14 protein-coding genes and 1 pseudogene are annotated in these 15,690 nt (G+C 57.5%); 11 read left to right on the plus strand and 4 right to left on the minus strand.

Annotation, left to right across the window (positions count from 1 at the left end; all coding sequences use genetic code 11):
• Positions 1-317 precede the first annotated feature (317 nt).
• The 10 genes from rpsB to dxr all read left to right on the plus strand — a co-directional run bounded on the left by rpsB (position 318) and on the right by dxr (position 9,777).
• Positions 318-1,136: a 30S ribosomal protein S2 gene (gene rpsB, locus ACS1BR_RS01145; RefSeq protein ID WP_463559589.1), complete on the plus strand. Its 819-nt coding sequence runs from the start codon at positions 318-320 to the stop codon at positions 1,134-1,136.
• 48 nt (positions 1,137-1,184) lie between these two features.
• A complete protein-coding gene (gene tsf / locus ACS1BR_RS01150; protein WP_463559590.1) occupies positions 1,185-2,015 on the plus strand; it encodes a translation elongation factor Ts in 831 nt (276 codons plus the stop codon).
• A 152-nt stretch (positions 2,016-2,167) separates the two neighbouring features.
• Positions 2,168-2,911, plus strand: coding sequence for a UMP kinase (gene pyrH, locus ACS1BR_RS01155; protein WP_463559592.1), 744 nt, complete (start codon positions 2,168-2,170; stop codon positions 2,909-2,911).
• A 93-nt stretch (positions 2,912-3,004) separates the two neighbouring features.
• On the plus strand, positions 3,005-3,562 hold the full coding sequence (frr, locus tag ACS1BR_RS01160; RefSeq protein ID WP_463559593.1) for a ribosome recycling factor: 558 nt from the start codon (positions 3,005-3,007) through the stop codon (positions 3,560-3,562).
• Between the two features lie 3 nt (positions 3,563-3,565).
• Positions 3,566-4,423, plus strand: a complete 858-nt coding sequence (locus ACS1BR_RS01165; RefSeq protein ID WP_463559594.1) for a phosphatidate cytidylyltransferase — start codon at positions 3,566-3,568, stop codon at positions 4,421-4,423.
• A 71-nt stretch (positions 4,424-4,494) separates the two neighbouring features.
• Complete coding sequence (locus tag ACS1BR_RS01170) at positions 4,495-5,085, plus strand: DivIVA domain-containing protein (protein ID WP_463559596.1); 591 nt, start codon at positions 4,495-4,497, stop codon at positions 5,083-5,085.
• Positions 5,086-5,184: 99 nt separating this feature from the next.
• The gene (locus ACS1BR_RS01175) at positions 5,185-5,445 is read left to right on the plus strand and encodes a GlsB/YeaQ/YmgE family stress response membrane protein (protein ID WP_463559597.1); all 261 of its coding nucleotides are present in this window, start codon (positions 5,185-5,187) and stop codon (positions 5,443-5,445) included.
• 109 nt (positions 5,446-5,554) lie between these two features.
• Positions 5,555-7,372 carry an ABC transporter ATP-binding protein gene (locus ACS1BR_RS01180; protein WP_463559598.1) on the plus strand — a complete coding sequence of 606 codons (1,818 nt, stop codon included), beginning with the start codon at positions 5,555-5,557 and terminating at the stop codon, positions 7,370-7,372.
• 40 nt (positions 7,373-7,412) lie between these two features.
• Positions 7,413-8,417: an alpha/beta hydrolase fold domain-containing protein gene (locus ACS1BR_RS01185; protein ID WP_463559599.1), complete on the plus strand. Its 1,005-nt coding sequence runs from the start codon at positions 7,413-7,415 to the stop codon at positions 8,415-8,417.
• 37 nt (positions 8,418-8,454) lie between these two features.
• Positions 8,455-9,777: a 1-deoxy-D-xylulose-5-phosphate reductoisomerase gene (dxr, locus tag ACS1BR_RS01190; protein ID WP_463559600.1), complete on the plus strand. Its 1,323-nt coding sequence runs from the start codon at positions 8,455-8,457 to the stop codon at positions 9,775-9,777.
• A gap of 6 nt (positions 9,778-9,783) precedes the next feature.
• Here the strand turns inward: dxr and pflA are convergent, their stop codons facing one another.
• From pflA to pflB, 3 genes and pseudogenes are all read right to left on the minus strand, one after another.
• Positions 9,784-10,653, minus strand: coding sequence for a pyruvate formate-lyase-activating protein (pflA, locus tag ACS1BR_RS01195; RefSeq protein ID WP_463559601.1), 870 nt, complete (start codon positions 10,651-10,653; stop codon positions 9,784-9,786).
• Between the two features lie 25 nt (positions 10,654-10,678).
• Positions 10,679-10,927: pseudogene (gene grcA2, locus ACS1BR_RS01200) on the minus strand (autonomous glycyl radical cofactor GrcA2); the annotation flags it as partial.
• A gap of 112 nt (positions 10,928-11,039) precedes the next feature.
• A complete protein-coding gene (gene pflB / locus ACS1BR_RS01205) occupies positions 11,040-13,154 on the minus strand; it encodes a formate C-acetyltransferase (protein WP_463559602.1) in 2,115 nt (704 codons plus the stop codon).
• Between the two features lie 402 nt (positions 13,155-13,556).
• On the opposite strand from pflB, the gene ACS1BR_RS01210 reads away from it, so the two are divergent.
• Complete coding sequence (locus tag ACS1BR_RS01210; RefSeq protein WP_463559603.1) at positions 13,557-14,894, plus strand: M50 family metallopeptidase; 1,338 nt, start codon at positions 13,557-13,559, stop codon at positions 14,892-14,894.
• Positions 14,895-14,896: 2 nt separating this feature from the next.
• On the opposite strand, the gene ACS1BR_RS01215 is transcribed toward ACS1BR_RS01210, so the two are convergent.
• Positions 14,897-15,616, minus strand: coding sequence for an MOSC domain-containing protein (locus ACS1BR_RS01215; protein WP_463559604.1), 720 nt, complete (start codon positions 15,614-15,616; stop codon positions 14,897-14,899).
• Between the last annotated feature and the right edge of the window lie 74 nt (positions 15,617-15,690).

The following is a 15,690-nucleotide window of genomic DNA, read 5'->3' on the forward strand; positions in this document are numbered from 1 at the left end:
GAGGAACCCCTCTGGGGAACCTGTGATCCATCCGATGACAACACTGTCTTTGCGGCTCTACGGCCGCACAACAATCGTGAAACGGTGGATGATCTGACAACGCGTAGCGCAAAGCAAAACTTCTCTGTTTGCTCGGGGACTTTCGGTCCGGTAACCCGGTCAGGGCCCCGCGACAAGCGGCTCACCACCGCGACTCTGAGCGCTACTAGGGGAGGGCACAGCGGTGCTACTCCGGATAACCGATAACTACTATGCGCGTGCGCGAACCCCACGAATAGCTAGGGGCCGCCACGGCAACCATAAGAAATGGAGACGACATGCCAGTCGTAACTATGCGCCAGCTTCTTGACTCCGGCGTGCACTTTGGCCACCAGACTCGCCGCTGGAACCCCAAGATGAAGCGCTTTATTCTCACCGAGCGCAATGGCATCTACATCATTGACCTCCAGCAGTCCCTCGCCTTTATCGACCGGGCATACGAGGCCGTCAAATCGACAGTGGCCCACGGCGGGACCGTGCTGTTCGTCGGCACCAAAAAACAGGCTCAAGAGGCAATTGCCGAACAGGCAACACGCGTGAACATGCCCTACGTAAACCACCGCTGGCTCGGCGGTATGCTCACCAACTTCGAGACCGTTTCCAAGCGCATTGATCGCATGAAAGAGCTCGAACAGATTGATTTCGATGACGTATCCGGCTCCCAGTTCACCAAAAAAGAGCTGCTGCTTTTGCGCCGCGAGCACGAAAAACTCGAAAAAACCCTGGGCGGTATCCGCAACCTGACCAAGGCCCCCTCACTGGTATGGATCGTAGACACCAAGAAAGAGCACCTGGCCGTCGACGAGGCCCAGAAACTCAACATCCCCGTAGTCGCTATCCTCGATACCAACTGCGACCCCGATGAAGTCTCCTTCCCCATTCCCGGAAACGACGACGCCATCCGTTCCGTGAACCTGCTGACCCGCGTGGTTGCCGATGCGGTGGCCGAAGGCCTGCTTGAGCGCAGCAATAAGAAAGCGGGCCGGGCCGGCGAAACCGAGGAGCCCATGGCCGAATGGGAACGCGAACTGCTTGAACAGCACGAGACCCAGCAGGCCGAAAAAGCGGCCCAGACCCAGGAAACCCCGGCAGAATAAAGCCCGGTTTTTACAACCTGTTGAACTAGAACAACCAAGGAGTTCACTATGGCGAACTACACCGCAGCAGATATTAAAGCTCTGCGCGAGAAGACCGGTGCCGGTATGCTCGATGTCAAGAAAGCTCTTGACGAGGCAGACGGCGACCAGCAGAAGGCACAGGAAATTATCCGTGTGAAGGGCCTCAAGGGCATTACCAAGCGCGAAGATCGCGCAACCGCCGAGGGCCTGATAGCTGCCACCGTTGAAAACGGTGTTGGCTACATGGTTGAGGTTAACTCTGAAACCGACTTTGTTGCTAAGGCAGACCCCTTTATCGAGTTTGGTAACCGGGTGCTAGCGGCTGCTGTGGCGGCTGACGCAAAGACCGTTGACGAGCTTAAAGCGGCAAGCTTTGACGGTAAAACCGTTGAAGAACTCACCACCGACGCCGGTGCTCTGCTCGGCGAAAAGGTTGTGGTGCGTCGCATCGCCAGGGTTGAGGGTGAAAATGTTTCGCTCTACCTGCACAAAACTTCCAAGGACCTTCCGGCCCAGGTGGGCGTGCTGTTGGCAGTAGCGGGCACCGACACCGATACCGTGGCGCACGACGTTGCCGTGCACATTGCCGCAATGAGCCCCAAGTACCTCAGTGAAAATGAGATTCCGGCGGCAGATATTGAGGCTGAAAAGCGTGTGGCCGAAGAGACCGCCGCCGCTGAAGGCAAGCCCGAGAACATTATCCCCAAGATCGTTGAGGGTAAACTCAAGGCTTTCTACAGGGAGAACACCCTGCTTGACCAGGAATTCGCCAAGGATTCCTCAAAGTCTGTTGCCGAGGTGCTCAAGGAAAACGGCGCACAGGCAACCGCCTTCGCCCGCTTCCGTGTAGGCGCCTAGCACCTAGAAAACTATGCGCATATGAATTGTGCATAGAATTATCGACGGCAAACAGAGGGGAGTACCCGGCAGGGTGCTCCCCTTTGCCGTATGCTGATAGTCGAGAAAAGCGAAATTTCGCTGCCCACCCATGACTACCGGAAGGAACCCTCATGTCTGATTCGGCACAGACCCCCATCCAGCGCGACGATACAGGACGCCGCCGCGTACTGCTTAAACTCTCCGGAGAGGTATTTGGCGGCGGACAGGTGGGTATCGACACCGAGGTTATCCGCGGTATTGCGGAGCAGATCGCGGCCACCGTGGGTACGGTGGAAACCTCTATTGTGATCGGTGGCGGTAATTTCTTCCGCGGTGCTGAGCTGTCTACGGCGGGCATGGACCGTTCGCGGGCCGACTATATGGGTATGCTGGGCACCGTGATGAATTCGCTGGCCCTGCAAGATTTTCTGGAACAGGCGGGGATAGACACCCGGGTGCAGTCGGCTATCACTATGCCGCAGGTTGCCGAGACCTATATTCCGCGCCGAGCTATCCGACACATGCAAAAAGATCGCGTGGTAATTTTTAGTGCCGGCGCTGGCCTGCCCTATTTTTCCACCGATACGGTAGCGGCCCAGCGCGCGCTGGAAATCAACGCAAACGAGGTACTGGTTGCCAAAAACGGTGTCGACGGTATCTATACAGCTGACCCCAAAAAGGATCCCGCTGCACAGCGCCTCTACAAGCTCACCTACGACGAGGCCATGCAGAGAAACATCCGGGTGATGGACCAGACCGCCTTCTCGCTCTGCCGCGACAACAGCGTGGTCATGAGGGTATTTGGAATGCAGGGCGAAGGCAATGTTACCCGCGCCATTCTCGGTGAGGAGATGGGTACCCTGGTCACCGCGTAGAGGCGGCATCACCGGCCCAAATCTACTAGACTGGGATACAGCTAAACCGGAAAGTGCCCTCGTGCGCTGACTCAATACATAAGGAGATCACAGGTGATCGAAGAAACTCTAGCTTCTGCGGGCGACAAAATGGATAAAGCAATTGTTGCGCTACAGAATGAATTTGCACAGGTACGAACCGGCCGCGCAAACCCCTCCCTCTTCTCGGCTATAAGCGTGGAGTATTACGGAACACCGACCCCTCTGCAGCAGCTGGCGTCTTTTCAAACTCCCGAGCCGCGCACTATTCTGGTTACCCCCTACGACAAGTCTGCGCTACGCGATATTGAAGAAGCACTGCGTAACTCTGATCTGGGGGCTAACCCGGCCAATGACGGCAACGTGATCCGCCTGGTCATGCCCGAGATGACGGAGGAGCGCCGCCGCGAATACACCAAGCTGGTGGGGCACAAGACGGAAGAGGCGCGTGTCTCGGTGCGCAATATTCGCCGTACCGCCAAAGCGGCTATTGACAAGTTTGTCAAAGACGGTGAAATCGGTGAGGACGACGGTGCGCGCGCCGAAAAAGAGCTCGATGCCCTGACCAAAAAACATATCGACCAGCTTGATGATCTGCTCAAGCGTAAGGAAGCGGAACTGCTTGAGGTCTAACATATGACTTCTTCTCCGCTTTCCCGGGAAGGGCCTCCTGTTCAGAAACAGTCGAGGGCCGGGCGTAACCTCTCCGCTGCTATCAGCGTTGGCGTGGTGCTGGGTGTTGTGCTCGTTGTTGGCCTCTTTTGGGTGCCGGAGGTGCTGGTGCTCCTTGCCTCTGTGGCGGCAGCGGTGGGAACCTGGGAGGTGACCCACGGTATCAACCAGAAACGTGGAATGGGGATACCGGTGCTCCCTGCCGTGGTTACCGCCTTTCTCCTTCCCATCTCCGCCTACGTGGGCGGAGGGCAGTGGCTGATTTTTGCGGTGGTTGCCTCTATTCTGGTGTTGATCGCCTGGCGGCTTTTGGGGAGCAAAGAGGGCATGATCATGTCCGTGATGGGCTCGGTCTTTGCAATGAGCTGGGTACCCTTCATGATTGCGCTAGCCATGCTCCTTTTCCGTGAGGACCGGGGGGCGGCCAAGGTCTTGATGATTCTGATTATGGCGATAGGCAATGACACCTGGGGGTATATAGCCGGTGTGCTGTGGGGTAGGCATCCGATGGCGCCCAAGATTTCTCCCAAAAAAACCTGGGAGGGTTTTGCCGGATCCATGGTGGGGTCAATCCTCGTGGGTATTGCTGTGGCGCTCATGATCGATATGCCCTGGTGGCTGGGCGTGGTACTGGCAGTATTTTTGGTGGTGACCGCGACAGCCGGTGACCTTTCGGAGTCGATGGTTAAACGTGAGATTGGTATCAAAGATATGTCCAATATCCTGCCCGGGCACGGTGGGGTGATGGACCGGTTGGATTCCATTGTTTTCTGCCTGGCTATTGGCTACGTTATTTTTACGGTTTTTGGTTCAATCATCTAACGTCGTATCTGCTTCCCCGGCACGGTCGTATCCGGCTTGACAGCTCTTCTTTTGCAACGGAGTCTAAGAACATGACACATCAGGAAACTCCAGGTATCAGCGAATTTCGTATGGCAGAGGGCAGTATGCCCGGCTACAGCTGTGCCGAGGTCGACAGCTATTTCAGCAAACTGGCAGATGACTTTGAAGCAATTCGTGCCGGGCGCCCCTACCTGGGAATCACCAGCTCAGACGATATCCGCGCTAACTGTTTTACCGCGGTGAAGGGTGGCTACCTTCCCGAAGACGTGGACAAGGCACTGGATAGGGTCGAAGATCGTTTTGCCGAGTTTGAGCGGGAGCGAGTCCTGGCTGCCGGTGAAGACGCCGCCTGGAGAGAAACTATTGAGGCTGAGGCCCGGCTCATTATGGGTAGGCTGGATAGGCCGGCGGGAAACCGTTTTCGCCGCCCCTCAAAGAAGCTGACCAAGGGCTACTACACCGCCGATGTCGATGCGCTGTGTGACCGCTTGCGGACACATTTTCGTGAGTCTGAGAAGCTCACGCCGTCGCTGGTGCGCGGCTCGTCTTTTCGCCTGTCCACCGGTAACACCTGCTACGAGGAAACCCAGGTTGACGCTTTTCTCGACCGGTGCATCAAGCTGATGCTTGATCTTCGCTAATCCCTGACCGGGGGAGGCTGTACCCCCGTATCTGTAGTATACTTATCGTTGGTTTTGTAAAACTGGGTGTAAACCCTCCCTAAAGATAGAGAGAAAACAATGGGAATTATTAGCTGGATCGTTCTGGGCCTGATCGCCGGTGCTCTGGCAAAACTGATTATGCCCGGCAAGCAGGGCGGCGGTATTCTTGTGACCATGGTCCTCGGTATCGTGGGCGCTTTTATCGGTGGCTGGCTGGGTACTTTCCTTCCGGGTCTCTCCAACGGGATTCAAGGGATTAGCCTGGGAACCATCGTTACAGCCACTATCGGCTCGATTATTGTGCTCTTTATCTACGGTGCGGTCACCGGCAAAAAGTAAGGGGTAGTCTTTAGAGTAGAGAATAAAAATCCTCTCACCGGTGCCGGTGAGAGGATTTTTCGTTGCCTATTCAGGCGATCACGGTACAGGGAATTATCACGGGGGAGAAATGCGGAGTATAGCTCAGATTCTGCGAGCAACCAAAAAACTCAACCACTACTATGTGCTTATCACGCTCTGCGCTCTATTAACCACGGGCAGTGCTCTCATCGCCCCATTTGTTATTAAGGGGGCAACCGATACCGTGGTTGCTTACACCGGCGGTGATCACTCGCGCGGGTTGACCGCGGTCGTCTGGTTCGCCCTGGCCTACCTACTGGCCCAGCTTGCTCACACCCTATTCACCAATATTGGTGGCTACCTGGGCGACGTGATGAGCCAAAAAATGCGCACCATGCTCTCGACCGCCTACTATGAAAAACTCCTCTCGCTACCGCTGTCATACTTTGACGAAGAGCTTACCGGAACCATCATTTCCCGCCTGAACCGAACCATCACAGAAATTACCCGGTTCATCCAGATGTTCAGTAACACCTTTGCCTCCCTCATTCTCACCACGATCTCGGTGCTGGTGATCAGCGGCTGGTACTACTGGCCCCTGGCGGTGCTCCTCCTCATCATTTTCCCCGTCTACTTCTGGCTCACCGGCAAAACCAGTGTGCGATGGCAGGTCTGGGAGGAAGAAAAGAACCGCAATATAGACACCGCTTCGGGGCGGTTTAGCGAGGTCATTAGCCAGATTCGGGTGGTCAAATCGTTTGGGCAAGAAGGCCGAGAACTGGGGATCTTTAGCAAACTCTTTACCCACACCATAGGAGTCACCTCGGAACAGTCACGGTACTGGCACCTGATGGACGTGCTGCGCCTGGCCTTCCTCAATATAGTTTTCTTCCTGCTCTACCTCCTCATCTTTGTGCGTACCGTGCAGGGGCACTTCAGCATAGGCGATATGGTGTTGCTCATTCAGCTGATGGGTATGGCGGTACAGCCCATCAACTCGCTGAGCTGGGTTGTTGATACCGCCCAGCGGGCTATAGCCGGTTCAAAAGACTACTTTAGGGTGATGGAGAGAGCCTCAGATCCCCGAGCCCTGGCACTTACTCAAACCAGCGAGCAGGTACAAGAGCCGCAACCACTTAAATCCGCCGTCGGCCAAGAAATTATCCAATTCAACAACGTAAGTTTTGGTTATGACGGTGAAGAAGACGTGCTTCACACCATTGATCTTTCTATTCGGCGCGGCGAAAAAATAGCCTTCGTGGGTGAATCGGGCGGGGGCAAATCAACCCTGATGGCCCTGCTGGAGGGCCTCTATGACCCGCGCGGCGGCACGGTAACGGTGGACGGCATGGATATTCTCCACGGCGATCTCAAAAAGCTGCGCTCTCAGATAGGTATGGTCTTTCAAGAGGCATCCCTCTTTTCGGGCACCATCGCCGAGAACATCGCCTACGCCCGCCCCGGGGCAAGCCGGGCCGACATTGAGGCCGCGGCACAGAAGGCCAACGCCGACACCTTTATTCGCGGATTCAAAGACGGCTATGAAACGGTGATCGGAGAACGGGGCCTGAAGCTTTCGGGCGGACAAAAACAAAGGGTGGCGGTGGCCCGTGCAATCCTTAAAGACGCACCGATCCTGATCCTTGATGAGGCCACCTCGGCTCTGGACACCAAGGCGGAACGGGCAGTGCAGAAAGGGCTGGAGGAACTCATGGCTGGGCGCACAACGCTCATCATTGCGCACAGACTCTCCACCATTTCCTCGGTTGACCGTATCGTGACCCTGCGCGACGGTCTGATTGACGAAATCGGGACACCGGCAGAACTTGCGGCCTCGGGCGGTATCTATGCACAGCTTCTAGATCTGCAAGACTCGGGGTCACGGAAAGACAGAAAGCGACTGCAAAATTTCGATATCGTGGACTAGGCGGAAAGCAGCACCGTAGCGGCTGTGTCAAAATTGGAACATGCCTCAAAAAGCTGCCCTGATTACCCTAGCTGCCGCTACCGCCGCCCACTGTGTCTTCTGGAACCGCCGGGTGCGCCTCATTCACCCGCAGTTGCGACACCCCCTGCTGTACCTGGCGCCGACTAACGGCGCGGTTGCCCTACTGGATACAATCACACCCCCAACCCGGCGGTCTCTACCGGCGACACGGCCTGTTCAGGGCGTTGAGTATACGCGGGTAGAGATCCCGGTACTGGAGGAGAGCGCCGGTCTACCGGGCCATCTCTACCTGCCGCAGAGGCGGGACTCCCGCGGTGGGCTCCTGTGGATTCACGGGGGCGGGCACCTGTTCGGATCCGCGGCCGGCTACCATCGCTACGCCAGCGGGCTTGCACGGGACCTCGGTGTTCCGGTCCTCAGCGTTGACTACCGCAAGGCCAGCCAGGCACCCTACCCCGCAGACCTCAACGACTGCTATGCCGCCCTCCGCTGGTTCCAGCAACAAGATGCTACCTATCGCTTTGACAGCGAACTTATTGCTATCGCCGGGCAGAGCGCCGGCGGAGGACTTGCCGCCGCTCTTGCCCAGCGTGCGGCAGACTCCGGGCACCCGGTTAACTTTCAGTCGCTCACCTACCCCATGCTCGATGACCGTACAGTGCTGAACAAAAACCCGGAAGGGAGGGGAGCCTTCATCTGGACCCCGAGGGATAACAGGTATGCCTGGAGAACCTATCTGGCCGGAAGGGAGGCGGCAGCAGACCTGCCGGCCTACGCCGCACCGGCCCGTCGCCGCACTATGGCTGATCTACCGGCAGCATGGATAGGTGTGGGGGAGCGAGACCTCTTTTACCCGGAGAACCTCACCTACCATCGGCAACTTGTAGCTGCCGGGGTGCCCAGCGAATTCTACGAGGTAGCCGGTATGTACCACGCCGCAGACATGCTACGCCCGAAAGCCCCGGTGATGCAGGATTTCTACACCGCCATGATTGGCGCCCTCAAACGCTCTTTTGAGGGCTAAATACAGTGAACAAGCACAGGGGTGAAATAATAGACCCATGCGATTCGGTTCAAAACAAACCCTGAGGCCCCTACCAGACCAGCTCACACCGGCACTGCTGAAATTCTTAGAAGAAGGCCGCACCGTCACCCTGCTTGGTTCAACCGGATCTATCGGCACCCAGGGGATCGAGGTTATCAACCACCTCAACAGGCTAGCCGGTGCCCCCACCGGCACAGCAGAGGCACCGGTGCGGGTGCTGGCACTTGCTGCCGGGTCGCATTCTCTGGAGCTGCTCGCCCAGCAGGCTGCCGCACTGACACCGGACCTGGTCGCAACCAGCGGAAACGGTGAGGATGCCGCCCGGCTATCCGAACTCATCGAGACAGCCTCCGCCTCGGTCGGGCTGAAAAACTACAGGCCGCGTATTATCCACGGTACCGCAGCCTCTGCTGAGGCAGCTCGGGCCGGCGCCGATGTCGTGCTCAACGGCATAACCGGCTCTATTGGTCTCGCTCCCACGCTGGCGGCACTGGAGGCAGGGGCGCAGGTCGCGCTGGCCAACAAAGAATCACTGATTGCGGGGGGCCCCCTGGTGGCCGCGGCGGTTGATCGCTCGCCGCTGCGGCAGCCCCTGGTTCCGGTGGACTCCGAACACTCGGCACTGGCGCAGGCGCTCTCGGCCGGGACCGTGAAGGAGATCGACCGCCTGATCCTGACAGCCAGCGGTGGCCCCTTCCGCGGTATGGACTATGAACAGCTCCGCGAGGTCACACCGGAGCAGGCGCTGGCTCACCCCACCTGGAACATGGGCCCGGTGGTCACCACCAACTCTGCATCCATGGTTAACAAAGCCCTGGAGGTATTGGAGGCACACCACCTCTTCGGCGTAGATCTAGAACGGATCGATGTTACCGTGCACCGGCAGTCGGTGGTGCACTCAATGGTTCAGTTTATCGACGGTTCCACCGTCGCCCAGGCGTCACCACCCACCATGCTTCTGCCCATAGCGTTGGGGCTCACCTGGCCGCACAGGATCCCGTCGGTGGCGGCCCCCTGCGACTGGTCATCCGCGAGCGAATGGACTTTCGAACCCCTGGATAACAGGGCCTTTCCCGCGGTAGAGATGATCAAGCAAGCCGGTCGACGCGGAGGCACCTTTCCCGCGGTCTTCAACGCGGCAAACGAGGAGGCCGTAGATGCTTTCCACGCCGGCCGTATCCGATTCACCGACATGATAGAGACCGTGGACGAGCTACTCGACGAACACGCCGACTCGTCTGCGGCAACCGAAGAAAAAAACCTCACCCTGGACGCGGTACTGCAGGCAGAAACCTGGGCGCGCACCAGGGCGAGGCAAAAGCTAGAAACAGACTCCTAGCTCACACTAGTAGACGGTCAGACCGCGGGCCCTAAACTGTTCCCGCACCCGCTCGGTCTCCTCCCGGCTGGGCGGCTGCACGTCTTCCAGCTCGTAGTTGAGACCCAGTGTCTGCCACTTATCCGTACCCATCTGGTGGAAGGGCAGCACCTCGACACGGGACACCGAATTGGGCCAGCGGCAGACAATATCCGCCACTTTCTCCACGTTTTCATACGCATCGGTGTAGCCGGGCACCAGCACAAACCGGATCCAGACCTCCTTGCCCAGAGCGTTGAGCCGGTCCCCGAACTCAATCGTGGGGGCAAGTTCTCTACCGGTTACCCGCTTATAGGTTTCCTCATCGCCGGACTTAACATCGAGAAGCACAAGATCGACCGACTCAAGAAAATCATCGGTGGCCGCAGCCCCCAGATAGCCGGAGGTGTCGATACAGGTGTGGATACCCATTGACTTGGCACTCATCAAAATATTCCAGGCAAAGGCCCGCTGCATGAGCACCTCACCACCGGAAATAGTGAGACCTCCGCCGGTGGACTTAAAAACCTTGCGGTAGCGCTTCATACGCTTGATAAGATCTTCCGCCAGCACCGGCTGGCCGTTACGCATATTAAAAGTATCGGGGTTGTGGCAGTAGAGACAGCGCAGCGGGCACCCGTTCATAAACACGGTCATCCGGGTACCGGGACCGTCAACAGCTGTCACCAGCTCCCAGGAGTGAACCGACCCCAGCTTACCCTCACGCATCTGTGCAAGCTGGGCACTGCGCTCAAGATCCGTCGTCTCACCCAGACCCCAGGTACCAGCTCCCAGATGGCGAGACGCCGGGGGAGCAAAATCCTGCTCCCCAGGCGTCTGAACCGTTGTAGTAGTCATACGAATCTACCCAGCGAATACTTAACTATGCGCTGTGGTGGAAGGTACGCGAGAGAACATCCAGCTGCTGCTCACGGGTGAGACGAACAAAGTTCACCGCATAGCCCGAAACACGAACGGTCAGGTTGGGGTAGTTCTCCGGGTGCTCCATGGCGTCCTCCAGGGTGTCGCGATTGAGCACGTTGATGTTTGCGTGGTAGAGGCCGGGACCAACCTGTTCAGCGTTCTGCTCACGGTTAGCCTTCATCGACGCTAGACGCTCTTCAAAGGTTTTCACTGCCATAATATTCTCCTTAGGCGGTTGATAGGTGCTGTGCGGCGCAAGCTGGCTTCCGCCGCACAGCGGAAAAATTGTGGCGGGTACCGGGCACGGTACCCGGTGGAGGTTACTCTCCCTCGGGCACAAAACCCGAATCGAGAATACCTACCAGGTTCTTCACCTGCTCCTCCTTGGTGCGGCCCAGAGCGGTGGGGGTAATGGTGTTGGTCAGCGAGATACCGTCGAGGGCATCCTGGTAATCCAGCTTACCCACCGACAGCATGGAGGCAACCATACCGTGGGTGTCCTTACCGTTCTCCGGGTTAGCGCCGGGGGAGAAGGGGGTGCCGGCACGGTGACCGGACGGGAAGCTACCGGTAGCCTTACCGTACACCACGTTTGAGGTGATGGTCAGCACCGACTGGGTCGGGATAGCATCGCGGTACATGGGGATAGCCTTGATTTTGCTCATCACGGTGTGCACCACGGTGGCTGCGATATCATCGGCCAGGTCATCGTCGTTGCCGTAGGTGGGGAAATCACCCTCGGTCTTGTAGTCAACAATCAGGCCGGTCTCATCGCGGATAGGCGTAACCTTGGCGTACTTGATAGCCGAGAGCGAGTCGGCAACAATGGACAGCCCGGCGATACCGCACCCCATAGCACGAATAATATCTGAATCGTGCAGGGCCATCTCAATAGACTCGTAGGCGTACTTGTCGTGGCTGTAATGAATAATGTTGAGAGCCTCAACATAGGTCCCAATCACCCAGTCAAGCATTTCCTCGTATTTCTGCCAGACCTCGTCAAAGTCCAGGGGAGCGTCGCCGACGATAGGCTCGTAACCGGTGACAACCTGCTTGCCGCTGACCTCGTCACGGCCACCGTTAATGGCGTATAGCAGAGCCTTGGCGGCGTTCACGCGGGCACCGAAGAACTGCATCTGCTTGCCCACCTTCATGGGGGAGACACAGCAGGCGATAGCGGCGTCGTCGCCCCACTGGTTACGAATCTGCGGATCAGACTCGTACTGGATAGAGGAGGTCTCGATCGAGATAGCCGAGCAGAACTCTTTGTAGCCGGTCGGCAGGTTCTCATCCCAGAAAATAGTGATATTGGGCTCGGGTGCCGGACCGAGGTTGCGCAGGGTCTGAAGCAGACGGAAAGAGGTTTTGGTGACCAGGGTACGGCCGTCGTCACCAAACCCGGCGTCAGACCAGGTGGCCCAGTAGGGGTCGCCCGAGAAAATCTGGTCGTAGTCGATAGTGCGCAAGAAACGAGTGATGCGCAGCTTGATCACCAGCGCGTCGATCATCTCCTGAGCATCGGACTCGGTAATCAGACCGGCGGCCAGATCACGCTCGAAGTAGGCATCCAGGAAACCGGAGAGGCGGCCAATGGACATAGCCGCGCCGTCCTGAGACTTCACCGAAGCCAGGTAACCGAAATAGGTCCACTGCACGGCCTCGTGGGCGTTGCGGGCCGGGTTCGAAATATCAAAACCGTATTTCTCAGCCATCTTTTTCAGCCGCTTGAGGGCTTTAATCTGCTCCGCGTGCTCCTCGCGGTAGCGTGCCCAGTGCTCGGAGAAACCCCGGTCGAGGGTGCGGTTCTTGTCGTTTTCCTTCTCAGAGATCAGAAAATCAACACCGTAGAGTGCCACACGGCGGTAGTCGCCGATGATACGGCCGCGACCGTAGGCGTCGGGAAGACCGGTAATAATGTGCGATGAGCGAGCCGCACGAATGCGCGGGGTGTAAATATCAAAAACCGCGTCGTTATGGGTCTTGCGATACTCGGTGAAGATCTTCTTGACCTCGGGGTTATACTCCTTGCCCGCTTCTTTGATGGCTGTCTCAACCATGCGCCAGCCACCGTTGGGCATCATGGCGCGCTTGAGAGGAACATCGGTCTGTAGACCCACAATGACATCGTCGTCTTCAGAAATGTAGCCTGCGGGGAAGGCGTCGATCTCGGCGGGAGTGTCAACGTCAACATCGTAGATACGGCGCTTGCGCTCCTCGGAGAGATACTTGGTTTCCAGGGTGTCCCAGAGGCGCAAAGTTTTTTCGGTGGGGCCTGCCAGGAAGGAGGCGTCACCCTCATAGGGGGTGTAGTTGCGTTGGATGAAGTCACGCACATCGACGTGCTCCTGCCAGGGGCCACCCACAAAACCTGCCCAAGCCTCCTGTTTGGGGTCGAGCTGATCAGATGCTTGCGAACGATCCGCGGTAACGGTCATATTGTGCTCCTGTAGTAAATGCGGGTCGGAAACCACAAATATTTTCCGACAATACTTATCGTATATAAGGTGGGCGAATAAAGCCTCATCGCTTGCTTCTTATTCACGTGCCCGCCAACGACTCTGTAGCCAGACTACCGCTATATTCCGGGGATTTTCAAGGAACACGCTTACCGCTGAATAAGAGATTGGGTGACAATCACAACCATTAATTCCCATTGTTAAGTTAGGGAAGAAAATACCTAAAGAATTGAGTAGAAATGACCTTTATAGGTGACGAGATATTTTCCGCCCCGGCCCTTCCGGGCAACTACCCGGGAATCACCCGGGTAAATGTGGTTTGATAGGTGCTGGTCTGATAACGATACGGATTGCCTGCTGAGTAGAGGAAGTGAAGACTGCATGGGAACCCTGCTTTTTATAGCCGGTGTGCTGATCATGGCGGTGGCGATCGCCCTGTCAATAGCGCTGCACGAAATCGGGCACCTGCTACCGGCAAAATTTTTTGGTGTGCGGGTTCCCCAGTACATGATCGGTTTCGGTAAAACTCTCTTCTCTGTCACCAGGGGGGAGACAGAATACGGTGTGAAAGCCATCCCCCTGGGCGGATACATCTCCATGGTGGGCATGTATCCGCCCGAAACCAAAGAACAGAGACCGGGGAGGCTCGCCGAACTTTTCAGTGAAGCCCGCCGCGCCGACTCCCAACGAATCACCCCCGATGATGAGGGGCGGCTCTTCTACCAGCTGCCCATCTGGAAGCGGGTTATCATCATGCTGGGCGGGCCCAGTATGAACCTGCTCATCGGTATCGTGTGCATGGCGGTTCTCATCTGCGGATTCGGCCAGCAACAGCCGACCACCACGGTCTCGACGGTGTCCCAGTGCATTCAGTCGGTGTCGGCCACCGACGTCACAGCAGGACAGGAAGCGGACGGCAGCTGCGACGCCGCGGACAGCGAATCGCCGGCTAAGGCGGCCGGGCTGATGCCGGGAGATCGCATTGTCTCCTTTAACGGCCAGAGCGTTGACTCCTGGAGCCAGCTCACCGCCCTCATCAAAAACCGCGCCGATCAAGAAACCGCGATGACCGTTGACCGCGACGGCAGAAATATCGACCTGACTATCACCCCTCTGCTCACGGTACGGCCGGTCATGAACGAGCTCACCGGCCAATACGAGATGAACGACGACGGCAGCTATAAAACCCAGTCGGTTGGTTTTATCGGTATCGGCCCCACCTCGCAGCTAACACCGGGAACCATCGACCAGGTTCTTCCCACCGTGGGGCAGACCATGGAAAGTATCGGTGCTACCGTGCTTAAACTTCCGGTACGGGTATACGGGGTAGCAAAAACCCTGGTGACCGACGGTGAACGTGCCGAAGATTCCCCCGTCTCGGTGGTGGGTGTGGGCAGGGTTGCCGGTGAGATTGCGGCAACAGATCAGATTGACCTTCGTTCTAAAGCCGCCTCCCTTGTGTCGCTAACGGCCTCTATGAACCTCATGCTGTTCGTGTTTAACCTTCTGCCGTTACTGCCGCTTGACGGCGGGCACGTGTTTGGGGCGCTGTGGGAGGGGGCGCGTAAACTGTGGGCCCGGCTCTTGCGCCGGGCTGATCCGGGGCCCTTTGACCCGGTGAAACTGCTTCCGCTGACCTGGGCGGTTGCGGGATCTTTTATGCTGATGTCGGTTATCCTGATCGTGGCGGATATTGTTAAACCCATCTCGGTTTTTTAGGTTCACTCTCGTGCCCGTGCACCGGGCGGGGTCGGGTGTGAGTTCAGCCCGAGCAGTTTACCCAGCTGTCGGTGGTGGTGGCCGGGTAGGACCTCGGCGGCAAAAACTCTCGCCGCAGCCTGCCTGTCTCCCATTTTGGCCGCGAAGGCCTCGCCCATACTTATATCGTGAGTAGGGGCCGGGTAGAATTCCAGCAGATCACCGGCCCTTACCTGACCAGGTTCCAGCACCCGAAAATAGGCGCCGCAGTCGCCGCGGGCGGTAAAGGTTTTAACCCAGCCCTTACGCCCCACCCAGCTGGCAAAAGTGCGGCAGGGCTGACGGGGGACACTCACCTCAAGCAGGGCCGAACCGATACGTACCTTCTGGTTGATGAGTACATCTTTCCATCTGATACCCTCGGTGGTGAGATTCTCCCCAAAGGCCCCGTTGGTGTATCGCTCACCGTTGTGTTGGCCCCAGAAATCAAGTTCTTCGCGGGCAAAAGCATAGACGGCTTTCTGGGCCCCACCGTGGTGCCGGGAATCCCCGATGAGGTCTTTCCGGACACCCGAACCGTCCCCGTAGCTGGGCCCCGGCACAAAAACATCGAGCACAGCGACGGGTAGTTTGTCTATGCCGGTGAGCCGGTCTTCTCCGGTGGGGCAGGGGCGCGGTGCGGCGATATTGGCCGATAGTACCGTGCCGCGGATAGCTGTCGTGGCGGAGGATGATGAGGTCATACTGTGATATTACATATTTTGTGTCATCGTCCGGAAGGGGTTTCTCCGGTGGTGACTGTGGGTAATCTCTATTC

It is taken from the genome of Rothia sp. 18CD1-1, from assembly GCF_055285355.1.